Genomic DNA, 22,389 nt, shown 5'->3' with positions numbered 1-22,389 from the left:
CCTCAAACTGCCATTAGCCCATTTGTGCTAATCGACCCTACCTCACGGCAGCGCTATATTCCGCGGCACTTCCAACGTTCTCACCCACACCGCGCATTCCGTGCGCGCGGGTTCGTTGCGCGTTGGAAAAACCAAAACAACCCCAAGGAAGAAGCACCATGAAACTCTACTCCCCTGTCACTCGCTTTGCCCTGCTGGGCGCCTTGATCATCGGCGTCGCCGGTTGCAGCAATATCAAGCCCACCGAAGATCATCTCAAGAAGCTGTCGGAAACCAATCTGGGCGAGCCGGTAAAACGTATCTCCAATGTGCGCAGCGACTCCATGACCACCTACTACGTCGCTAACACAGCCTCCGGCGAGTACAACTGCTCCGTACCCAGTGGTGCCAGCGGCGGCGCGTTCGCGATTGCCAGCTTCGGCCTGATGAAGCCCGCGGCCTACTGCATGCCCAAGGGCGCCAAAGGCAATGGGTTGACGCCGTTCATGCAGTAATATTTTCCTGGCTGAGCGCTCGCAGAGTGCCGCGCAGTTCCGCAGGGCGTACCGGTTTGGACAAAATAGCGATCTGACGATCGTGCAACGCGGCCTGGATTTTCTCCACGTCGTGCCCGGTAAGGATCAGCGCTGGCACCGCCCAGCCGCGTTGCTGGCGTAACTGGTCGATGCATTCGATGCCGGTGGCGTGGTTGCCCAGGTCATAGTCGGCAACGATGATGTCGCAGTCACTGACCAAACCCTGCCCCGTGGACTCGGCCTGCACTTGGCACCCCCAGCGCTCCAGCAGGGCCTGGGTGGCGAGCAGCACGTTGTAGTCATCTTCCACCAGGCACACCTTAAGGCCGGTGAGCAGCCCGGCTTGGCGTGCATCGTCGCGCAAGGCCGGTTGACGCGGCGCGGTGGCCAAGGCTAGGCCATGCAGGCTTACTGAGGTGCCATGGCCGACCCGCGAACGCAGGCTCACCTGCAACCCCATCAATTGCCCCAGGCGCTTGACGATGGACAGCCCAAGGCCCACACCTTCGACGTCCTTGTCACGCAGTTGGCGCACGCGATAAAACTCTTCGAAGACCTTTGACAGATGCTCCCTGGCAATCCCCCGCCCCTGGTCGTGCACCTGCACCACCACGCCGTCATCACGCATGCGCACGCCAATCAGCACCGGTCGTTGCGCCCCGTACTTGAAGCAATTGGAGAGCAGGTTCTGCACCATGGTCGCCAGCATGGCCGGATCAACCAGCACCCAGTGGGCACAGGGGCGCAGGCGCAACTCCACGCCCGCCCAGCGAGCAGCCTCGGCGTTCTGGCGCACGAGGTCGGCAAGGAAGTCGCCCAGGTGGATCACTTGGTATTTGGGCAACAGGCGCCCGTTGTCGAGGGTGTAGAGGTCGAGAATCGAGCGGAACAATTGCGAGACGTTAAGCAGCGAGCGGTCGATATTGTCCACCAAGCGCTGTTCGTCCTCGCCCAAACGGGCTTCGCGCAGGCAGGCGGTAAACAGGCCAATGGAGTGGATCGGCTGGCGCAGGTCATGGCTGGCCTGGGCGAGAAAACGGGATTTTTCCAGGTTGGCAGCGATCGCCTGCTCGGAGGCCTTGCGCGTGCGCTCCAACAGGATATGGGCATACACCGGGATCACCGTGCTGGTGATCATCAGCATCAGCACCATGAATGGTTGTGCCTGCCACAGCGGCGTGAGTTGGTACACGATCAACAGCGCCAGCAACGCCAGCCCCGTCGCAATTGCCAGGTAGCGCGAACCGTAGCGCATGCCGTTGCCCAGGTTCACCCAGACCATCACCGCATACAGCGGCAATGCCGCCTCACCGCCTACCACCAGGCCGAACGAAGTGCCCGTGTAGTCGTGGATCATGCCAAAGATCCGCCGCGCCGGATAATGCCCGGGCCAGCGTGCGATCACTTGGCGAAGCACGATGGACGCCAGCAGGAACAGCAAGATATACAGGATCACCGGCAGATAGGTGTCCAGCGACTGCCCAGGCAAAAAGCCCAGCACGCCGATGTAAACGATAGCGATGCTGGCCACCACGATGCGCAGGTTTGCCTGATCGAGTTCGGAGTTAGTCTCGGGGCTCATCGTCATATCCTTGACCTATCATCTGAAGGAGCGAGCTTGCTCGCGAAAAACGTCAACGATAACGCGTTTGACCTGGAAGTACCCGGCGCCCGTGCGTGCTTCGCGAGCAAGCCCGCTCCTACACCGACGGTAAATAAATTAGCATGCCTCGACACAACCTTGCCCCAGGAAGGAGCTCGCCATGACCGGCCGAATCATCATCGCCGACGACCACCCCATGTTTCGCGAAGGCATGACGCGCACCGTGCAGCGCCTGCTGCCGGGCGCGGTGGTGCAGGAGGCCGGCGACCTGGCCACGGTGAATGCGTTGCTGCGCGAAGCGGGCGAGGTCGATACCTTGATCCTCGATTTGCGCTTTCCCGGCCTGACCTGCATCAGCCAACTGGCCGAACTGCGCCAGCAACTGAAGCGCACCACCTTGGTCCTGGTGTCGATGGTCGATGACCCCGCGCTGATCGAACAGGTCATGGCCTTGGGCGCCGACGGTTTTATCGGCAAGAACATCGCCCCGGACGAGATCGGCCAGGCGCTGCTGGCGATCCGCGAAGGCGAAGTGCTGGTCAAATTCGCCCCTTCAGGCCTGCTGCCCCTCGACACCCACACCCTCACCACCCGCCAGCAGGAAGTGCTGCGCCTGATTGCCCAGGGCAAGACCAACAAGGAAATTGCCAAGGCCCTGAATATCTCGCCGTTTACCGTACGTATCCATGTGTCGTCATTGTTGCGCAGCCTGAATGTCCCCTCGCGCGCTGCAGCTGCGGTGAAGTATTCCGGCGAGTTCTAGGCGATTGCACGGCTCAACGCTGCGCGGGAATACGAATACCGCCCCCACGGCATTGGCTTTTCACACTGCGCGGGCAACCGGCAAAGGCCAGGTCCTTGGTCAGGCACAACCGTACCTCCGACAACACCTTTCCCTTGCAGATCACCGCCATCCCGTGGTTACCCATACGCGGGTTGCTCGCGCGAAACAGCGCCTCGATCTCACTGGCCGGCAATGACGGCGGCGTATTAAACGGTTGCAACTGCTGCGGGATGGCGACCGCACCGAGCGCTACATCGGTCTTCTCCAGATATTCCAACGGTTCGAGCCCACTGCAGGTGCCATGCGTGGCCCACTCATGCTTGAGCAGCGCGCGGGTGGGAAACAGCGCAGCGCCCTTGTCCATTTCTGCCTCGCTCAAGCGCGTCTGCGGCGTACAGGACGCCGGCCACCCTCCCCGCGCGTATTGCGGCCACAAACCGTGCAGCACAAAGCCGTAGCCCTTACCCGAGCATTGCTCGTTGCCTGGGTGCGTCAGGCAAAACGTGGGTGACCACGATAACGACAGCACATAGAAATCAAACTCGCCCGACTGCCCTTGGCTGCGTGGCGCCGCCGTTGTCGCGGTGGCGATCAGCAGCCACACCACCATCCAGTATTTCATCCCGGTATTCCTTTAAAAGAGTGAAGCCTTACGCTATTGCCACGACTAGGGATGCTGGGAATAACGGTGTAACACCTTGTCCAGGATGATATCGGTCTTCAGCGCTTCGATGGCCAGCGACGGATGCTCGGCCTCGCCACGAATATGCGCGTTCATGTTCAGGACATGGTGCCATTGAATATGGGTGTGACACGGCACCTCTAACACCTCGGTGGTCTCGCCTTCAAGACGCAGCGGCTGGTCGTCGAACACCGAAAATTGAATACGGCCGCGACTGCCGATCAGTTCGACCCGGTCTTCGCGGCGGTCCGCCACAAAATTCCAGCAGCCCATGCCCAATGCACCGCTGGCAAATGTCCAGCAGGCCGTCACTGCGTCTTCTGCCGCGTAGCGTCCTGCCTGTCGTGCGGAAAAGCCTGAGACCTCGACGATGTCCCCGGCCAGGTACTGGAACAGGTCGAACCCATGGCTGGCCAGGTCGGCAAAGTAGCCGCCACCGGCAATGGCCGGGTCGGTGCGCCAATTGCTGGCGTCGGTGTCTGTAGCGACAGCGGGTTTGCACAAGGTCCAGGTCAGGTGACGCAACTCACCGATACGGCCTTCCTGCAGCCAGGTGCGCACTTGCTGAAAGCGTGGCAATGAACGCCGGTAGTAGGAGACAAACAGATGCAGCCCGGCGCGCTCGAATGTGCGCTGCATCAACGCGCTCTGTTCAGCATTCAGCGACATCGGCTTTTCGACGCAGCAATGCTTGCCCGCCGCCGCCACCCTCAAGGCGTATTCAAGATGGCTGTCGGGTGGCGTGGCGATGTAGACCGCATCCACCTCGGGGTCGTCGATCAAGGCCTGGGCATCGGTATAACAACGGGCAATACCATGGCGCGCCGCGTAATCGCGCACCGCCTCGGCACGCCGCCCCATCACGGCGACCAAGGCCGAACCTGGCGCTTTATAGAAAGCCGGTCCACTCTTCAATTCAGTGACACTGCCACAGCCGATCATGCCCCAGCGTATGGTCTTCATCTAATGTCCTCGGTCGTATTCGTCAATCGGGCAGTATCCACATACCGCCCCTGGCGCGCCATAACCACTTAGCATGACAATTGCATTACACTTTTATGACACTCATTCGGCGCGGGGGCACATTCGATGAAAATTAGGGCAACCGTCATTTGCGAACATGAGGGGCATATCCTCTTCGTGCGCAAGGCCAGATCAAAATGGGCATTGCCCGGCGGGAAAGTCGAAGCGCACGAGCGCCCTGTCGGCGCGGCGGAACGCGAACTGGAAGAAGAAACCGGGTTAAACGTGGACGGCTTGCTGTACCTGCAAGAGCTCAAGGCCCGCGACACCGTCCACCATGTGTTTGAGGCCTCGGTGGTCAATATCGACGAGGCACGGCCGTGCAATGAGATTGTCGATTGCCAGTGGTATGCCTACAGCGCCCTGGACGAGCTGGACACCACAGACGCCACCCGCCACATCGTCAAATCCTTCCTGCGGCGCCTCTGACGCCCTGGACAGCCGCTAACCCACCGCCGCGAACCCGCGGCGCCCGGCCTTTATCTCGGCACGCAACTCACCAATCAGGTTGGCGATGGCACGGATGCTGTCCAGGCCCTCGGGCGATACGCGGGTCAGCAGCAAGTCGACACGACCGGACGCAGGCTCGAACACGCTGATGCGCAGCGAGCCGTCGCTATTGAGGCAGCACTCACACGCAAGCGGCAGGAAGCCTGAGGCCATGATGCGGTTGAATTCGGTGATGGAAATCATGATCAGCCCCCCGTCCCTGGGTTCTACCCGATTGAGGCGATGCAAGCAGCATAGATAAGGTTTTGCCGGCCACCGGACATTTAATGCAACAGTGTTAACCAGCCCTCACTTTGTCGGGCGTAACCGGCCATGAACGACAGGCCGAGATTAAATCGCGGGCAAAAAAAATCCCAAGTAGCTGATGGAAACTTGGGATTTAAAAATGCATAAACCGTGGGAGGTGAACGCCCGGCTATAGTAGCGATTGTAAAAACATGTAACAAGATTATTTTAATCCTTTCGTCGGATTGAAAGCGTCGTAAGTCATTCAATAACCACATGTTTTTTAAGGTGGAAGGCGGCAGTCATGCTACTTTTTGGTGCAAGTAACGGGCATAAACCCACGTATAAAAAAGGGTTATTAATCCGGTGCCGTACTTTTAAGTAATTGTTCACTTAATTGCTTGCACGTTTCTTGAAGGGCCTCACGACTCGAAGCGGTGGCGCCCACCACAGCCTCCAGGTGACGACACAGCGCCAAACGTTCAGCGGCTTCTTCACGTTGGCGGTCGACCTTGGCGTTGAGCTGAACAAAATAGAACCCCAGTAACACGGCGACAACCAGCACGCCCGCCGCGAAGTAGCGCAAGCTGTTGGACGATGAAGGCGCTGGGGCATTCATGGCCTTATGGCGCCCTGCTCTTTTCATAACGCACATCATCTCCATCGACCGGGCCCACGACAGACCAGCCCAGGCGCTGATAGAACCCATTGGCCCGGATCTCATCACGCCCATCAGTCACCAGGTACGCCGTGTCGTGGCGCTCAAACAGGGCCGCCTCGGCCACCGCCATCAGTTGACGGCCCAGGCCAAGCTTCTCGTGGGATGGCAGCACGAACATCGCGAACACTTCACCTTCATCTAGGTCGACCATGGAAAACCCCGCCGCCTGGCCGTCCACTTCCGCGATCCAGCCACAAGGTGCTGCGCGCAACGTGTCGCTCAATACCTGCGGGGTAATCCCCAGGCCAGCCATCTGTTCAAGGCTCAGGTGGTTTTGCACCACCGAGGTGCGAATCGCGCACAGCGTGTCGACGTCATCAGGTGTTGCCGTTCGAATCAGTACTTGCATACCGGCCTCCATGAAGAAGTGCGCAATTGTATGCAAATACTCACACGGGGTTTGTCGTGGATTTGTAAAGGCCCTACGGCTGGTGCGGGGCTACGAATTACTTGCGCGCCACCTTGTAGCGCAGGCAATCCTGATAAAAGCTCTGACGAATCGCCTCGGGCTTGAGCCTTGAGCGGCTGTCATAGGTCTGCTCGGTGATGCCCATGGCCATCATGCGCATCCACGATTTGCTGAACTTGAGGGTCTGGATCTTCTGCCGGGCCGCGTATAGCGAAACGCCGGATAACTTTAGCTCCTGGGCCCTGGCGGCCGTGCCTGCGCCCCAACTGCACATGTACTTGTCACCCTCGCGCAATTCCCTGGCCTGCGCGACAGTCGCGCCGCCAGCCAGGGAGCAGGCAATCAGCATCATTCCCACAGCGCGCATTTGCATCCTCACCTAACCACCTGAAAATAAAAGTGATTTTGGCGAGGATTTTGTTACAAAGGGGCCATTAAATTGCCTTACTGCGCAAAGCGACTCGCGGATGCTTTCTATCAAGGCTTGAGTTCGAACAGCGCCGGCATCGGTGGCCACTGCGAAGGCACTTTACGAAAGCGGCTGAACCCGGCTGCTTCAGCCATCTGGCGGGCACGCTTCTCGCCCATGAACGCGCCCAGCCCGGCGCCGCCATGGGACAGCGAACAGGTCATGCAATAGAGGGTGCTCTGCGGGTACATGACGCGTCCGAACAGGTTCATGTTCTCGTGCAGTTCTTCGGACAGGTTGAGCTCCACCATCAGGTAGGTGCCGTCCTCGGCCGTGGCAGCGCGCAAATCCTTGAGCATCTGCTGGGGGTCGGTAGCATCGTGGATCACCACAAAGGTGGTCACGAAGTCGAATTGCTGGCCGCGCAACGCATCGGAGTCGTTCACCTCGAATTGCACCCGGTCACCCACGCCGGCCGCCTCGGCGTTGGCCCGCGCCAACTCGATGGAAGGCAGGTGGAAATCGCAGCCGACAATGCGCGCCTCAGGATAGGCCTTGGCCATGGTGATCGCCGCCAGGCCCGCACCGCAGCCAAAATCCAGGACACTGCCGCCGGTCTTGAGCTTCTCTTCGACGCCATCCAAGGATGGAATCCAGTGCTGGACCAAGTAATGCTTGTACCAGGGCATGGTCATGCGCTCCATGCCTTTCCAGGTTTCCAGCGGGAACGCCTCTTCAGCGCAGCCACCACCATGGCGGAAGGCTTCGATGACCTTGGGCGCCATGCTCACGAACGGCACGCTCAGCTGAATGATGCCGCCGGCGAAATACGGCGAGTCTTCATCGGCCAGCACCGGCACAAATTCAGCCGGCATCTGGTAGCGGCGGGTTTGCGCGTCGTAGGTCACATAATTGCCGGTGGCCATGCTGCCCAGCCATTCGCGCAAGTAACGCGCGTTGTAGCCAGTCTTGTGCGCCAACTCTTCCAGGGTCACCGCCTGGCCGTCGGCCAATGCCTTGAACAAGCCGAGTTGGTCGCCGATGTAGAGCATGGCACCGCGCAGCGTGTTGCCGTAATCCTCCATGATCCGCGCCGAGAACTGTTGGACCTTGGCTTTATCAACTTCCATAACGTTGGACATCTGTCGCTCCTTGATGAATTTGCAAGTCTGTTAAGGGATCAATGGCCGGCGAGTTTGGCCAGCACGTTGTCAACGATGCGCTCGGACATGCCCAGGTGGGTCCTGGGCTCGAACAGCCGTGCCAGGGCGCCGTCACTCATGACAGCAAGCACCCGCGCATCGGCCTCGATTGCCTCGCGGATCGACACGTGATTGCGCTGGCTGGCCTGGGATACTTCGAAGATGATCTGGTAGGCGCTGCTCTTGCCCAGCTTGCGCGCCATTTCGAACACCACCGCTTCGGTGCAGATGGCATCGCCATACGCCTGGGCGGTGCCTTCCATCTCCTGCACATTCACGGTGAGCCCGTCGATGGTCTCGGTCAGAATCGAGAGCGCCATCAATGCATAGTGGGAAACGTCCGCGACCGCGCACCACTCCAGCCGCGTACCGCGGTAATCGCGCTCATGCTCAAGAATCATCGCGTCCAGCGCGAGCATGACCTGGGCCTTGGCCAGCCGCGCCAACACCACCACCTGCTCGCAGCCTTCGGGGTTGCGTTTGTGCGGCATGGTGCTGCTGCCGATCTGCTGGTCGCTCCAGCCCACTTCCACTTCAGCGATTTCCCAGCGATTGAGCGTACGGATTTCATCGGCTACGCGGGCCAACGAGGCGGTAACCATGGCCAGGGTGCTGACGAACTCCGCAACGCGGTCACGGGACACATGCCAGCCCGTCAGGGGCACTTGCAGCGACAAGCGCTGGGCAAAACGCTCCAGCATCGGCATGGCGTCCGGGCCGAACGCCGCCATGGTGCCGACCCCGCCGAACAGTTGCACCACCAGTACACGCTGGCGGGCTTCGGCCAAGCGCTGCTGGTGGCGCAACAGCTCATCGATCCAGCCAGCGACCTTCAGCCCGAAGGTGGTCGGCAAGGCGGGAATCGAGTGGGTCCTGGCGACCATCAGCGAGTCACGGTGCGCATCGGCCAGGGTCGACAACTTACCCAGCAAAGTCTCCAGGGCCTGGTCCATCGCATCAAGCACATCGCGCATCTCCAGGGACTGGGCGGTGTCCTGTATGTCTTGGGTGGTAGCGCCGTAATGCACGTATTCACGGGCACTGGGGCTGCAATTTTTTTGCAGGGCGCTCAGCAATGGCATCAGCGAATGCCCAGTGGCAACCACACCCTCGGCCAGTTGGCGCACATTGATGCCCGATAGCAACGCGGCCTTTTCGATCTCCAGGGCCGCCTCGCGCGGGATGATGTTGACATCGGCCTGCGCCATGGCCAGCGCGGCTTCCACGTCCAGCCAGCGTTGCAGGCGACAATGACTGCAAAAAATCTTGCGGCTCTGCGGGCCGGCATAACCCGAACCGTGGGTTTTCGAATCGAGGATGTGGCTGTGTTCGTGGCGGCATTGCTCGCCGTCATGATCAAAACCTGGGTGGTCCGAACGTGCGGTGCAAGACGCACGAGCTGTCGTTTCCAAAGTTTGCGCATCCATCACATACCCTCCGTAGCGTACAGGGACTGATTGGTATTGCCTTGGGTTGCCATCAGTGCTTCAGCGCCATCGCCTGAAGCGCGAGGTCGTGCTTTAGTTGCCACCAGATCGACCATTTCGGCCGCCAGCCCTGTGTAGGCCGTCGGGTCAAGCAAGTCATCGAGCATTTGTGGGCTGAAACAACCGCGCAGCCGAGGGTCGCCAAGCAGCGCGTCGCGAAAGCAAACGCCCGCGTCTTGGGCCTGCAGGGCGATGTCGTGCACCAGGTGATGGGCCGTCTGCTTGCCACACCGAGGCGCCAGCGCAAGCATCACGCGCTCCGACAGGATCAGCCCGCCCAACAAGTCCAGGTTGCTGCGCATGCGCGCTTCACGCACCTCCAACCCCGCCAGCAGCAAGCCTTCCACACGAGCGAGCAACGCACCGGCGTAAATGAACAGCTCGGGTAAGGCCGCCCATTCGATGCGCCAGGTGGTGCCGTCACGCTCGTGCATCTGGAAAGCCGCATCGGTCAGCGCAACCATCTGCGCACGTACCAGCCGTGACAGCGCGCTGATCAAGTCCACCGTCGACGGGTTTTGCTTGTGGGGCATGGTGCTACTCCCCACTTGCCCGGCTCGCCGCCCCTCGCGCACTTCGTCGATCTCGGTGCGCTGCAGGTGGTAGATCTCATTGGCGACACGCCCCAACGTCGCCGACGCCTGCACCAGCAGCCACGCCGCTTCCAGGATGCGGTCGCGGGCGCTGTGCCAACTGGTCAACGGCGCCGCCAGGCCGAGGCTTTCCAGGGTGCGGCGCTGCACGTCCAAACCCTGCGGGCCAAGCCCGGCCAGGGTGCCCACGGCGCCGGTCAGGTTGCCGACCATCACCCGGGCGTAGGCTTCGTCAAAGCGTTCAAGGTGTCGATCAATCTCATCGACCCACACCGCCACCTTATAGCCGAACGTGGTGGGCAATGCGTGTTGGCCATGGGTTCTGGCGACCATCGCCGTGTGCTTATGGCGCAGGGCGAGCGTGAGCAGATGCCCGCGGATCCCGCGCAAACGCTGCACTACCAGGCCCCAGGCATCGCGGATTTGCAGGATGAGGCCGGTGTCGAGGATGTCCTGGGTGGTCACGCCGTAATGCACGTATTCGCCCAGCCCATCGGCGCATAACCCCTGCAAGGCGCGCAGGGTCGGCACCAGGATGTGCCCGGTTTCCAGGCCCTCGCGCCCCAACGCATCGAGGTCCAGCAGTTCCACGCTGGCTACCCGGGCAATCTCCCGGGCGGCCTCCTGGGGGATGAGGCCCATCTGCGCCTGGGTCGCCGCCAGTGCTGTTTCAACATCGAGCCACTTCTGCACCTGATTGGCATCAGAGAAGATCGCAGCAAATTCCGGGGACGAGTAAGCGCCCCCGTGGATACGGGATTCAGTGATATGACTTGGCATGTCGGGTTACTCGGGTTGTCCAGGGAGGGCTACTTCACGCGTTGTACTTCTTCCCAGACTGCATCGTAATAAGCCCGCTCCAGCCGGAAGTGCTCGGCCAGAGACGTCAGGAACGCATTCTGGAACCCCAGGTCCGGAATACGCCGTGAGATCAGTGCCCATTCACGCTTGGCCCGCGGCGGCACCAGGCTGATGTGCACTTCGTAGTACTCCGCGTCATCCTGGCTCAAGCCCGCGTTGCGCAGGGCGTTGTACAGCTTGCCGTGGTTACCGGGCACCACCAGTTCGGTGATGTAGAACACCGCCAGGCCCCAGCCGACATCGGGGTTGCGGAAACAGCGTGCGCGGTTGTTGAGGTAGGCGATTTCCTCGGGCATCGTCGAGAGGGCCTCGAAATCGGCATTCAGGCCCACGGCGGCGAGCAGCTTGGCCAACAGCTTCGGGTGGGAACGCTGCTCATCCTCTTCGCCCAACTCGCCGTAGAGATAACGCGCCAGGGCGGCCGCCTCGTCCACGTCAGTCAGGTTGACCAGCAGGTCGGCGGCGTCCCGGTAAAGGCGATAAGTACGGAACCATTGGTGGCGCAAAAACACCTGCAGTTGCTCGTGAGAGGCTTTGCCTTCAAACACATACTGCGACATCGGATGGTTTTCCCGCGACTGCGCGGCAATCTGCTCTTCCAGGCGCTGCTGGAAGCCGGCCTCGGACAAGGGCGATGCCAAGTCGGCTGACGGCATGAAACGCTCTTGCACGCTATAGACGGCATTGGCCAGCCAGCGCCGGGTCGAGGCGGTGGCCACGTCGTCGCTCAACGAGAGGATGTACAGCAATTGCTGGCACTGCGCTGCATTCGCGGCGTCGCCACGTTGGCCGGTCTCGCACAGGGCGCGCAGCATATTGGCGGCAATTTCGATGCGATTGAACGTCGCGTCCGGTTTCAAGGCTTCCGCCAGCAGACGGGCTTCGGCCGTGTGAATATTCTGCAATTGCGCCAGGGAAAAATTACGTGGGCTCATCATGTGCTCCATTATTTTTGTTTTTGGGTCGCAGGTCGTTCAGGCAGACAGGCGTTGGGCCTGCATCTGCTGCCACAGGCTGTCGAAGTAGGCCTTGTTGATTTCGAAGTGGTGCTTGAGTGCGCGCATGAACGTGCGTTGAAAGCCTTCCTCGCTGGCGAACTTGGCAATCAGTGCCCACATTTCTTCGGTGTCGATCTCATCCTGGGTGCCATGCAAGCGGTGGAATTCGCTGGGCTGCGCCGGTACATCCAGGCGCTGCAACAACTCGTAGATGCGCCGATGGTTGACGCAGCTGACAGACTCCACCGCATAGAGCAGCGCAAGGCCCCAGGCGACATCGGTGTGGCGCACACAGCGAATGCGATTATTCAGGTAGGCCTTTTCCAGCGGATGCAGCGCGGGGAAATCGATGGCCAGCGGAATATCGAAATACTCCATCAGATGGGCGAGCATCGCCGGGTGCGAACGCTCCGGTGTCTCAGCGCCTGCTTCGCCGTACAAGTTGCGGTAAAACACCGAGGCGTCTTCGATGGCTTCGAAACGGAAGGCCAACTCGGCCAGCAGGCTGTAGAAGTTGTAGGAACGGGTCCAGTGATGCTCCAGGAAAAAGCGCACATCCTGCACCGGCGGCGTACCTTGGAACAGGTGCACCGACATCGGGTGGTTGACCCGGCTGCGTGCGGCGATTTCAGCGTCGACCTGTTGACGGAACTCGTCCGCCGGCAACGCTTTAAAGCCCGGCACGTCGGCGGCGAACTCATCTTCGACGCGGTAGACCTCGCTGGCCATCCAGCGCCGGGTCGGCTCGGTGCGCGGGTCACCGGGGAGGTGCAGTTGCAGCAGGGCTGACTGATAGTGCGCATAAGCTTGGGCGTCTCCCGCCAGGCCTTGCCGGGTCAGTGCGAGCAGCGCTTCCAGCGCGCGGGTGACTTGGGCGTAGTTGGCGCTGGGTTCCAAGGCATTCACCATCAGCCGCGAGGCGTTGGTGAAGAGATCGGAATCCGAGCGTTGTTGCAGGGCAGCAGTATCCATTGATAACCCCTGAATCTTGTTTTTGTGGTTGGGCGTACTCGGAAAAAAGCCTAAAGGTTCCCGTAGTGGCAAGGTCAACACCTGTAGGAAAATTCTTTCAAAGGCTTGGAGATGGGGGGTTGGCGCCACCAAACAATAGGTATTACACAACTCCGTAGCAGCCAGCGGTAACCACGATGCGAAGCGAGTCGCTCTTGATCTTGCTCTTGATCTGAAGCGCCCCCCCCCCCAAATCACTGGCGGATTACGGGCACACCGAGCCCAAGCGAGGTGCCGAGTGGTGGGGCAAGCGCCCTTTGGTTACTTTGGGCTGGGCCGGCATTCCGGCTCTTTTCCAAAGTGACCCGCTGTCAGAGCGGAACCCTAAGTGGTCGTGACCGCAGGAATGGATATGTACACGGTATAACAGCGTCGGCTGTCAGGGCGTCATCGCAGGCAAGCCAGCTCCCACAGTTGGACTGCGGGGTGTCAGGTAGATAGGCGTCGACTGGCAGGCCGTCATCGCAGGCAAGCCAGCTCCCACAGTTGGACCGCAGGGCGTCAGTTAGATAAGCGTCGGCCATCAGACCAACGCCCTGCGCTCACGCACAAAGCGCGGCAACTGATCCCCAGGCAGTGCCTTGCTGAAATACCAGCCCTGGATAAACAACTCAGGCCCGTTACTCAAAAAGGCCAATTGCTCAGCCGTCTCAACCCCTTCCACTACCACGCCCAGGTCCAAGGCCTCGCAGAACCGCAACATACCTGTGAGCACCTGGGCGCCTTTAGGGTCATGCTGGGCAACCACAAAACTGCGGTCGATCTTGATGAAATCCACAGGAAACTGGTGCAGATAGCTCAACGCAGAAAACCCAGTGCCAAAATCATCCAGATAGACCTTGGCGCCCATGGCCTGCAACTTCTGGATGGTCTGGCGGGTGGCCGGGATGTCGCTGACCAGCGCGTCTTCGGTAATTTCCACTGAAACTTGCCCACGGGCCTGGCGAAGAATTTCCACCAGGCGGTCGCCATAGGCGGCGTCCTTGAGCGTGGTGCTGGAAATATTGATGGTCATCGGCAGTTCAAAACCCACCTTCTGCCATTTCTGATACTGGCGCACAGCCTGGGATGCCACCCACACGTCTACGTCCGGCATCAGCCTGGCGTGCGCCAGCCATTGCAGGAACTCCCAGGGCGAATGCACCGTGCCCTGGCTGTCCCGGGCGCGCATCAGCGCCTCGCAGCCGGTGCACAAACCGGTGCGGGTGGAGATTTGGGGTTGAAACTCAAGGTAGAACTCGTAATCGCTGATCTGTTGAATACGGTTCAACTCAGCGGCCTGACGGGCCAATGTCTGGTGAGTGGCCAGCACCGGATCGAACTCCAGCAGACGGCCTTTCTCCTCGAGACCGCGAAAGGTCATGTCAAGGGATTTGAGGTACACCGTGCCGCCATCGCTGGACTGGCGATGAATCGCCCTGACGTAGGGCGCATACGCCAGGGTACCGGCGCCCAACAGAACGATCTGCAACACCACCGCCGCCACATCGCCATGGGTGCTGAGGTACGCGTTGAGCAGCACCGGGGCGGTAAAGGGCACGCTGGCCACCGCCGGTGAGACCCAGCCCAGTTGCACCACCATCAACGCCACCATCGCGTTGAACGCCGGCACCAATAGAAACGGTATGAACAGGCGCGGGTTGAGGATGATCGGCAAACCGAACAACAGCACTTCGCTGACATTGAATAATGACAGCGGCAAACTGGCCACCGCCAGCAAGCGCATGGACTGGCTCTTGGAAAATAGCAGGATCGCCAATAACAGGCATAAGGTTGCGCCCGAGCCACCGATAAACGCAAAACTGCCCAGCAAGCCGTTGTTGAGCAGGTACAGCACCGGCTCCCCCGCCGCCAACGCTGCGCCATTGAGCGCCACCGCCTGGTCCAATGCATCGAATAACGGCTGCATGGCATACACGCCGTGAATCCCGAAGAACCACAGCAGCGAATTCATCAGGGTGACAAACAACCCGCTGCCGTAAGGCGTCTGCAACGCATCAAGCACCTGCGGCCCCTGGATTTGCGCCACATGGGGGATCAACAGCAGCAACGACAACACCGCCACCAACGACAAGGCCGTGAGTGCGCCGGGTATCACCATGTTGATGGTGCCCTTGAGGTTATGGCCGACCAGGTCCTGGTTGACCAGGCGCGTCCAGCGAAAGCGGTGCAGCCAGGCGATGGCCGGCACATTGATCAAGGGCGAAGCAATGGCAATAAAGAGTAGGAACGTGGCCGAAGCACGCGGGTACTCACGCAGCACGAAGGTTGCGACCACTACATGGGCCAGGCACAGGAAGGCGACCGGCAGTTGTGGCAGACGGTGTTGAATCGCCAACATGTAGCCGATGGAGGCCGCCACCAGCAACGGGATCACCGAGCTGATCTGTTTATGCAACCCGGCCAGGAAACTCACCACCTGCGCATCGAACCCCAGCGCCAGGGCGCATTCGGACAGGATCAGGAAACCAGCGGACACCAACAGGCACGGCAGTATCCACAGCAGCCCCTCCCGAATCGCACGCAGCGACTCCGTGCTGGCCAGGACCGCCAGGCGCTGTGTCAGGAAAAGTTTGAACAGGGTGTGCGCCATGGGCCGTCCTCTGCCTGTCACCGACTGCCGCTGAAGATCAGGGCCGGAAACACCCGCTAACGCTACACGGCCTGATAGCCGAAGCGAAAGCCTTTATCCCCGTCCCTGCCCGGCTTTTTTACCAGTGAATGCCGGGTTGCTAGACTAAATCCCTACAGATTTATCGAACTTTCTGACTTGAATCATCCCCTAAGGCTGTCTGAGTCGGTATCATCCGCACGGTTTGTGCGTGTTAAAGGATGTTACAACCTGTCTGATAATGGGTACGCACTCAGGGAATCTTGCCTGGAACGACAACAGGCCAAAGGAGAGAACCTCACTATGCAAGACAAACGCTCAAGTCACATGCGTCCTCTGTTTGTCACCATCCTGCTGTGGTTGTGCAGCGTGGTGTTGCTGTTTGTAATCAAGAACCTCATTGAATTGTTCACTGGGCCTGTGGCTGAAACCTGGGTAGACCTGACCCTGGTGCTGGTCGCTTACCTGATGTTTTTCTTGCTGGCGCCGTTGCAAAACTGGATGCAGCGCAGGTCGCGCAAGCGTGCCCGCCATCACCTCAACGCACGCGCGTCCGATAGCAACTCTCACCCTTCTCATTAAGGTGTCTACCTGTGTCGGCACCCAACGATACGCACCAACTTGCGCTGGACAGATTCCTGCGCGAACAACCGCAGGTCGCTGCCGAGCTGGACAGCCTAAACCCGCTGGTAGCCCAGGCCAGGGGCGAAACCCTGGCGCAGTATCGCGCCGAACGCCTGCATGAGGCTTTCGAAGCACACGCTGAACAGCAAAAATTATTCGCCTGGGAATTGACCCTCAAGCTGACGGCCGATTCGACCGAAGCCTTCGAGGCCCAGCGGCGCGAAGTGCATAAAGAAGTCGCACAGATGGCAGGCATGGACTGGGCGCAGTACTGCCAGTTGCACGGCTTGGCCGTTTGACCTTTGCCCTACAAGCACCAGCGTGCTCGGTTGCGCCCCATGACGTGACGCAACTCGGCGACCGTTATGCTTCGGTGCTGCGGGTCTATCGCCAACGCTGCCTGTAACGCCACCCAGCAATGCCTGGGTAACTGCGCGGGCCGGGGCAGACAGACCTTGGAGGCGCGCTCCCCAACGCGCTTACCGTGGGCCAGTTCGTACAGGACGCAGGCCACGCCGTACAGGTCGGCAGCGGCGGTCAGCGCACCGCCGGCCAACAGTTCCGGGGCGGCGTAGGCAGGTGTCCAGGCATTGAAACGACTGCGGCTGACACTCGGCAAACCCATTGCGGCGCCTGCTTGAGCCTGGCCCAGGCCGAAATCGAACAAGCGCACGCCCTCCTCGCCCACCATGACATTGGCTGGTTTGACATCACCGTGCAGAACGTCTTGCTGGTGGGTGTAGACCAGCGCATCCAGCAACTGCACGGCGATGGGTCGCAACTCCCGCCAGGGCAAGCCATAGGGGCACTCCAGCAGCAGGCGGTCCAGCGTCACTCCTTGCAGCAACTCCATGGTGAAAAACGCGACTTGACTGTGTGTATCGACCTCAAACGAAAACGCCCGTACCACATGCGCGTGCCTCAGGCTGCGGGTCAACGCAAACTCGCTGTACAACAACACATGCGCGTCGGGGCACTGGGAAATGGGTTCGTCGAGTAGCTTGATCGCGACCTTGGAACAGGGTTCGCCCAATTGCTCGTGCAACAGGTCGCGCGCGCGGTACACCCTGCCCATGCCACCTCTGCCCAAGACACGTTCAAGGTGATAGCGCCCAGACAGTAAACGGCAGGCTTGAGCTGCCGAGTTCAAGGCTGCACCACAACCGCAGTCAGATCATCGCGTATCGGCCGGCGCAACGCCGCTGCAAATAGCCGTTCCACTGCCCGTTGAGGCGTGCCCATGCTCAACGCCCGCCCCAGGTCAACATGGCTGAGGGCCTGATACAAGCCATCACTGCACAACAAAAATACATCCCCAGGGCGGGTACGCAGTTCCAGTACCTCCAGATGCAACCGCGAACGCGCGCCAACGGCCCGGGTCAAGGCCCTGGCACCCGGGTAAGCCTGGGCTTGCGCCACACTCAACTGACGCTCGTCCATGAGGCGCTGCAGCAGCGAGTGGTCCTTCGACAATTGGTAGAGACTCTGGTCGCGCCATAAATAGCAGCGACTGTCTCCCGCCCATAGGCAGGCCGCCCGGCCCTTCTCCAACAACAGGGCGACCACGGTGCTGCCCATCGTCACTTCATTGGTTGCGCCAGGTTCTGTCCATGCGCGTCGTACTCCTTGGTTGACGTCCTGCAATTTGTTGCGAACCGCCTGAATACGCTGGTCAAGGTTGCCGTCAGCCGACACTGAAGCCAAGTGGCTGACTATCCACTGGCTGGCGACATCCCCGTGCCGATACCCGCCCATGCCGTCCGCCACCGCCCAGCAACCCGTGCTCGGGTTGTCCAGGAATGCATCCTCATTGCGCAACCGCGCCAGGCCTCGCTGCGTGCGCCCGGCGCTGCGCCACGGGGCTTCCATCGGGGTCACAGCTGCTCCGGCAGGCGAAAGGTGCGCCATGTGTCCATGTCAAACGGACCGGGCGTACGCTGGCTGGTGAGCCGGTAATTGGCGCGCAGGCCGGCGAGGTCTGCCTTGAGGATCTGTATATTACGGCCGCTGGCGGGCTCTTTCTGCAGCAGGTCCAGAAACCGGAACAACGACCACGCTCCAGTGTCTTTTTCGATGCCCAAGGGGCGCTGCTCCGCGCCTCTCTCCAAGACGAGGCTGCTGCGCCCATTGTCTGCGTCGGTGGGCCAATGGAACGTCATGGGTACGATCGGACCGTGGCGATACTCCAATTGCTGGTCGCCAAACCGCAGGATCGCTCGGCTGACCGATGGGTCCAGGCTGTAGGGTGCCAAGGTGAATCGCACGGACAACTCCCCCGCGTCTTCGGTAAAAAAGCCGCGGCGGATGACCTGGATCTTCATCAATTGCTCCAGCAGCGCACGGGAAACCGGCAAACTCTGGCCATCCAGCCCACGCAATCGGTAGCGGCTGCCGTCGGCACTGATAAAAGGCCGCAGGTAGCCCTCATAAAAGCGCGCCATCACCCCGCGTGGCTTGAAGAACTCCTGAAAATCGTGAAGGGCGACCTCACTGCTGGCGTGCGCATTGAATGGGTAACGTCGGCCAATGGCCTTGGCATAAAGGCTATGCACCTCGCTCTGATAACGTTGGTTGACGTGCACATAGGCCTGTTCCAGCAAATGCCGCCAACTGTCATCCGCCATACTTTCGAGCCAGCCGGCAACGGGCAGCGGCAGGCGAGCGGCGGCGTCTCGCAGATGGCCCAATGCATCCTGCTGGCCCTCCATGCGCTGCCTGGCACGCAGGAAGGCGGCCTGCTCGGGTGCGCTGTCCCGGTTCAAGGCCGTCAAATGCAGGTGCACTTCATCCAGCAGACGCAAGGCCTGAGTCAGCTCTACGCCGGGGTTCTGCTGCTCATCCAGCAATTGATGCAAAGGCTCAAAGCGGCGCTGCAAGGCGCGCCGCGGAGCCTCGACAATACCCGCCTGCCCCGCCGTCAACCTCGACTTGGCCATCTCGCCCAGGTCTGCCGACTGCTGGGCCACTTTGTCCAGCAGTCCATGGCTTGGCAACAAACGCGTATTTTCACGCACCTGTTGCAAGAGACGAATCAAAGGCGATTGCGCCGACGTCAGGTTCATCAGTTGCTCGGCATCCTGGCGCAGGTTGTCAGTCTCTTGCAGCCTGACTCGGCCAAGCGCATCGCTCCAGGCATCGGCATACTCGCTGAAATAACGTTGCTGCAGTTCAGCCATCAGGCGCCGCAAGTCCTCGGTCCCCAGGTCGGTACCCTCGCCGAGCACCCAGTTGTCCTGGGTGATGGCGTTTACCAACCGCGGGCCCTGCGCCTCAAAGTACTGCACATAGCGTTTGGTATAGAACCCCGGCACAGGCGGATCGATAGCGGCGAACACCTTACCCTCGGCCAGCCGCAACGGCTCCAGGCTGCGCGCTTGTTCGCGCAATACCCGATAGACCCCATCGGCCAACGATTCGCCCCTCAGCGCTTCACGGGCCTGGGCCACCCGCTCCGCGTTGAGTGACACCACAAAAGGTTGCTCCAGCAGCCGCGCAAGGTGCACATTGAGGCGCTTCTGTGTTGGCATATCCCCGGCAAACCGCACCGACCAAAGGCTTGCAATATGTTCTGCCAGCCAGGTCGTGTCACGGCGTTCGCGCAGATTGAGCATCAGGTAGGCACGCAGGTCGTCGAGCAGCCGCTCCCGGTCCCCGAGGCTGGCAATTACCTGTTCTTCCAACTGGGCGGCTGTCCAGGCCAGAAATGGCTTTTGCAGCGCGTGATCATAGGCTTGATCGACGCTGGGACGGCTCAGTTCGCCCTGATACAGCCCGGTGCGCTCCACCAGGCGTACATCTGCCGGCCCAGGAAAAACCTGCGTCGCCGCCAGTCGCGCGTCCAACAGCGCCAACAGCGCCGTGCTTTCATCGTCGGCCGCAAGGGCGAGCGGCGGGTGTGAGGTCAGCGCCGACAATTGCGCCAAGCGTTGGTGGTTGACTGAGTAACTGTGCCCCCATAGCCCGCCGACACCGCCAATAACCAGCGCTGCAGCCACCGCCTGCGCGCCCTGGCGCCAACGCAGACGTTGTTGTTCCTGAGCCTGCAAACCCGCAAGGTCGGCCTCGGCGAAGATCACCTGGCTGAACAGGCCCTGCACAAAGCGCGGGTGCCTGCCATCGGCGCAGGTCAAGAAGAACCCTCGCAAACCGTTGATGGGTTGGTAGCGATGTGCGCAAAACGCCATGTCAACGAACAGGCTGACGCGCTCCCCCATTCGTGCTGCCTGCTGGGGAAACTCCAGCATCTGCCCACGTCGCTCGACATTGCGCTCCTGATGCAGTCGCCCAATCAGCTCACTGTTCAAGCGCTGCAATAATTGCTCGACCGCCTGACGAACCTGTGTTGTGTCAGTACCGTCGGCGCAACCTTGCAGGTGCTGACCCAACACGCTGTCGGCACTTTCTCCAATGGGTGAGTCGAAGAATTCAGCGAATCCCGGCAATCGGTCGGCGTGGGTCAACACCAGGTAAATCGGCACATCCACATGCAACGTTTGTTGGATCTCTTGCAGGCGCGAGTGTACATGGCGTGCGTGATGATCCAAGTCGTATTCGTTGGTGCTCGACAGCATGTCGACCGATAGCGTCACCACCACACCGCTGAGCGGCCGCACTCGACGGCGCCACCGGAGCAGATGCAGCAAGGTGATCCAGCCTGCGGCGTCCACTGAAGAGTCGGGCTGGGTAAGGTAGCGTCCCGGGGTGTCGATCAGCACGCCTTCGTCGCCGAAATACCAGTCACAATGGGCACTGCTACCGATCGGCCGCGTTTGCGCGTGGTCCAGCGCCAGCGGCAAGCCCGCTGCCGCCAGCAGCTGTGTCTTGCCACTGCCCGGCTCACCGATCAACAGGTACCAGGGCAACTCATGACGCCAACGCGCGTTACGCTCTCCATAATGGCGGGATATCTTGAGCAGGTGCACGGCTTTCTTGAACCGACTGCGCAGGTGCCGGCGTTCGTCCTCCACCCGCGTCATCGGCTGTCGGCGCACCTCGCGTTCTGGTCTTTGGCGCCAGGCGGCAAAACCTGGGCCCACAAACGCCATCGCCAGTCCCCATAGCAAGAACACACCGCTGATGGTGACCAACCGAGCAGTCGCCCCGGCCCAGATACGGTGATCATCCACTGCCAGCAGCGGCCCCAAGAACCACACCATTGCCGCGCAGGAAAGCACCAGCAACAGGCTCCACACCCAAATCCTGCCCAGCACGGTGCCCACCCCCTTGAAGAATGCGATCATTCATTGCTCCCAGCGTTTACAAGGGCGTGCGGACCAGATCCGACGCCGAAAGTTGAAGGGGGTGCAGCGCGTTTGTACGCTCGTTGCTCAGCACCCAGGCAAACCCTGTGTACATCGCCAACACACACACCAAGGTGAGGCCGACCCACCAAGTGGCAGGGATGACCCGCACCTGCTTGCGCCGGTCGGTCCGCTGCTGGGCAGGCAGTAGCGCTTGCGCCGCCGGCTCCCCACGTACGTGCCTGATCTGGCGATACAAGGCATCGCGGACAGCCTCAAGTTGCGTCACGCCCCGCTCCATCACCCGGTATTTGCCTTCGAACCCCAGGGACAGGCACAGATACAGCAACTCCAGCATCGCCAGGTGCTTCACCGGGTCGCGCGTGAGGCGCTCCAGCAACTGGAATACTTTTTCGCCGCCAAAGGTTTCGTTATGGAAGCGGCTCAACAGGCTCATCTTCGACCATTCGCTTTGCGCCCCCCACGGTGTCGTCACCACCGCCTCGTCGATCACGCTGCACAACACATAGCGCGCCGACATGACCTGGCTGTTCTCCACGCCGCCCTGCAAGGCGCGGGTTTCGAACTGAGTCACCGCCAACACTAATCGGTCGTTGAGCGTGCCCAGGTTTTCACGGCCGGAGCAGACCCTGATCCCAATAACCTCGAACAATACCGCCAAGGCTGCGGCTACCAGCGGGTTGAGCCCTGTCTGAAAGCTATGCGTATCGAGCCTGTGGCCGGCGTAGATCATGCGGTCTTCCAACTGTTCGTAGCGCGGCGGCGATGGGAAATCCGTCAACGGCCCCTGGGCAGGCTCATGAGTCTCCCGGTCGAGCAGGACGGTTTTTTCATCCTGGGTGTATTCACTGTCCATGGCA

22 protein-coding genes are annotated in these 22,389 nt (G+C 60.7%); 5 read left to right on the top strand and 17 right to left on the bottom strand.

The annotated features are described in order from the left end of the window. Nucleotides 1-158: 158 nt before the first annotated feature. Nucleotides 159-494, top strand: a complete 336-nt coding sequence (locus tag AC4PS6_RS18740) for a hypothetical protein (protein WP_014718248.1) — start codon at nt 159-161, stop codon at nt 492-494. On the opposite strand, the gene AC4PS6_RS18735 is transcribed toward AC4PS6_RS18740, so the two are convergent. Continuing rightward, complete coding sequence (locus AC4PS6_RS18735; protein ID WP_019820293.1) at nt 484-2,097, bottom strand: ATP-binding response regulator; 1,614 nt, start codon at nt 2,095-2,097, stop codon at nt 484-486. The two genes, AC4PS6_RS18740 and AC4PS6_RS18735, sit on opposite strands and share 11 nt — an antisense overlap. Nucleotides 2,098-2,278: 181 nt before the next feature. On the opposite strand from AC4PS6_RS18735, the gene AC4PS6_RS18730 reads away from it, so the two are divergent. Continuing rightward, a complete protein-coding gene (locus tag AC4PS6_RS18730; protein WP_168223790.1) occupies nt 2,279-2,881 on the top strand; it encodes a LuxR C-terminal-related transcriptional regulator in 603 nt (200 codons plus the stop codon). Nucleotides 2,882-2,894: 13 nt separating this feature from the next. Here the strand turns inward: AC4PS6_RS18730 and AC4PS6_RS18725 are convergent, their stop codons facing one another. Together AC4PS6_RS18725 and AC4PS6_RS18720 are read right to left on the bottom strand one after the other, a co-directional pair. Further along, on the bottom strand, nt 2,895-3,524 hold the full coding sequence (locus tag AC4PS6_RS18725; protein ID WP_336826342.1) for a ribonuclease T2 family protein: 630 nt from the start codon (nt 3,522-3,524) through the stop codon (nt 2,895-2,897). A gap of 45 nt (nt 3,525-3,569) precedes the next feature. Next, nucleotides 3,570-4,547 (bottom strand): Gfo/Idh/MocA family protein, encoded by a 978-nt coding sequence (locus tag AC4PS6_RS18720; protein WP_336826340.1) that lies wholly within the window; start codon nt 4,545-4,547, stop codon nt 3,570-3,572. A 126-nt stretch (nt 4,548-4,673) separates the two neighbouring features. Here AC4PS6_RS18720 and AC4PS6_RS18715 point away from each other — a divergent pair, with 126 nt between their 5' ends. Further along, a complete protein-coding gene (locus tag AC4PS6_RS18715) occupies nt 4,674-5,036 on the top strand; it encodes an NUDIX hydrolase (protein ID WP_014718243.1) in 363 nt (120 codons plus the stop codon). 15 nt (nt 5,037-5,051) lie between these two features. Here AC4PS6_RS18715 and AC4PS6_RS18710 read toward each other — a convergent pair whose 3' ends face one another. The 10 genes from AC4PS6_RS18710 to AC4PS6_RS18665 all read right to left on the bottom strand — a co-directional run bounded on the left by AC4PS6_RS18710 (nt 5,052) and on the right by AC4PS6_RS18665 (nt 15,626). Beyond that, entirely contained in the window at nt 5,052-5,300 is a 249-nt protein-coding gene (locus AC4PS6_RS18710; RefSeq protein WP_014718242.1) for a DUF1652 domain-containing protein, read from the bottom strand. Nucleotides 5,301-5,700: 400 nt separating this feature from the next. Then, nucleotides 5,701-5,961, bottom strand: a complete 261-nt coding sequence (locus AC4PS6_RS18705) for a hypothetical protein (protein ID WP_019820299.1) — start codon at nt 5,959-5,961, stop codon at nt 5,701-5,703. A 4-nt stretch (nt 5,962-5,965) separates the two neighbouring features. Then, nucleotides 5,966-6,412 carry a GNAT family N-acetyltransferase gene (locus AC4PS6_RS18700; protein ID WP_014718240.1) on the bottom strand — a complete coding sequence of 149 codons (447 nt, stop codon included), beginning with the start codon at nt 6,410-6,412 and terminating at the stop codon, nt 5,966-5,968. 97 nt (nt 6,413-6,509) lie between these two features. Continuing rightward, nucleotides 6,510-6,839, bottom strand: a complete 330-nt coding sequence (locus AC4PS6_RS18695; RefSeq protein ID WP_014718238.1) for a hypothetical protein — start codon at nt 6,837-6,839, stop codon at nt 6,510-6,512. A 110-nt stretch (nt 6,840-6,949) separates the two neighbouring features. Beyond that, on the bottom strand, nt 6,950-8,023 hold the full coding sequence (locus tag AC4PS6_RS18690; protein ID WP_014718237.1) for a class I SAM-dependent methyltransferase: 1,074 nt from the start codon (nt 8,021-8,023) through the stop codon (nt 6,950-6,952). Nucleotides 8,024-8,061: 38 nt separating this feature from the next. After that, a complete protein-coding gene (locus tag AC4PS6_RS18685) occupies nt 8,062-9,510 on the bottom strand; it encodes a class-II fumarase/aspartase family protein (protein WP_336826337.1) in 1,449 nt (482 codons plus the stop codon). Then, nucleotides 9,510-10,943 carry an adenylosuccinate lyase gene (gene purB / locus AC4PS6_RS18680; protein ID WP_492180898.1) on the bottom strand — a complete coding sequence of 478 codons (1,434 nt, stop codon included), beginning with the start codon at nt 10,941-10,943 and terminating at the stop codon, nt 9,510-9,512. The genes AC4PS6_RS18685 and purB overlap by 1 nt, the downstream gene beginning before the upstream one ends. Nucleotides 10,944-10,972: 29 nt before the next feature. After that, entirely contained in the window at nt 10,973-11,959 is a 987-nt protein-coding gene (locus AC4PS6_RS18675) for an HOASN domain-containing protein (RefSeq protein WP_032903843.1), read from the bottom strand. A 39-nt stretch (nt 11,960-11,998) separates the two neighbouring features. Then, nucleotides 11,999-12,994: an HOASN domain-containing protein gene (locus AC4PS6_RS18670; RefSeq protein WP_032903844.1), complete on the bottom strand. Its 996-nt coding sequence runs from the start codon at nt 12,992-12,994 to the stop codon at nt 11,999-12,001. A 562-nt stretch (nt 12,995-13,556) separates the two neighbouring features. Next, entirely contained in the window at nt 13,557-15,626 is a 2,070-nt protein-coding gene (locus AC4PS6_RS18665; protein WP_103452206.1) for an EAL domain-containing protein, read from the bottom strand. A gap of 345 nt (nt 15,627-15,971) precedes the next feature. Here AC4PS6_RS18665 and AC4PS6_RS18660 point away from each other — a divergent pair, with 345 nt between their 5' ends. Both AC4PS6_RS18660 and AC4PS6_RS18655 read left to right on the top strand, forming a co-directional pair. Continuing rightward, a complete protein-coding gene (locus AC4PS6_RS18660) occupies nt 15,972-16,226 on the top strand; it encodes a hypothetical protein (RefSeq protein ID WP_224797013.1) in 255 nt (84 codons plus the stop codon). An 11-nt stretch (nt 16,227-16,237) separates the two neighbouring features. Next, a complete protein-coding gene (locus AC4PS6_RS18655) occupies nt 16,238-16,567 on the top strand; it encodes a DUF6388 family protein (protein ID WP_014718230.1) in 330 nt (109 codons plus the stop codon). 8 nt (nt 16,568-16,575) lie between these two features. Here AC4PS6_RS18655 and AC4PS6_RS18650 read toward each other — a convergent pair whose 3' ends face one another. From AC4PS6_RS18650 to icmH, 4 genes are read right to left on the bottom strand one after another with little or no spacing between them, the layout of a single operon-like run. Then, a complete protein-coding gene (locus tag AC4PS6_RS18650) occupies nt 16,576-17,418 on the bottom strand; it encodes a serine/threonine-protein kinase (protein WP_014718229.1) in 843 nt (280 codons plus the stop codon). Next, entirely contained in the window at nt 17,415-18,137 is a 723-nt protein-coding gene (locus AC4PS6_RS18645) for a PP2C family protein-serine/threonine phosphatase (protein ID WP_019817593.1), read from the bottom strand. Before AC4PS6_RS18645 ends, AC4PS6_RS18650 begins: the two co-directional genes overlap by 4 nt. A 5-nt stretch (nt 18,138-18,142) precedes the next feature. Beyond that, nucleotides 18,143-21,508 (bottom strand): type VI secretion system membrane subunit TssM, encoded by a 3,366-nt coding sequence (gene tssM / locus AC4PS6_RS18640; protein WP_103452207.1) that lies wholly within the window; start codon nt 21,506-21,508, stop codon nt 18,143-18,145. Nucleotides 21,509-21,524: 16 nt separating this feature from the next. Next, nucleotides 21,525-22,385 (bottom strand): type IVB secretion system protein IcmH/DotU, encoded by an 861-nt coding sequence (gene icmH / locus AC4PS6_RS18635; RefSeq protein ID WP_014718226.1) that lies wholly within the window; start codon nt 22,383-22,385, stop codon nt 21,525-21,527. Between the last annotated feature and the right edge of the window lie 4 nt (nt 22,386-22,389).

The sequence above is a fragment of the Pseudomonas sp. DW-iso17 genome, assembly GCF_058725345.1.
The sequence above is the reverse complement of the archived record's forward strand: the minus strand, read 5'-3'. Positions and strand labels throughout refer to the sequence as shown.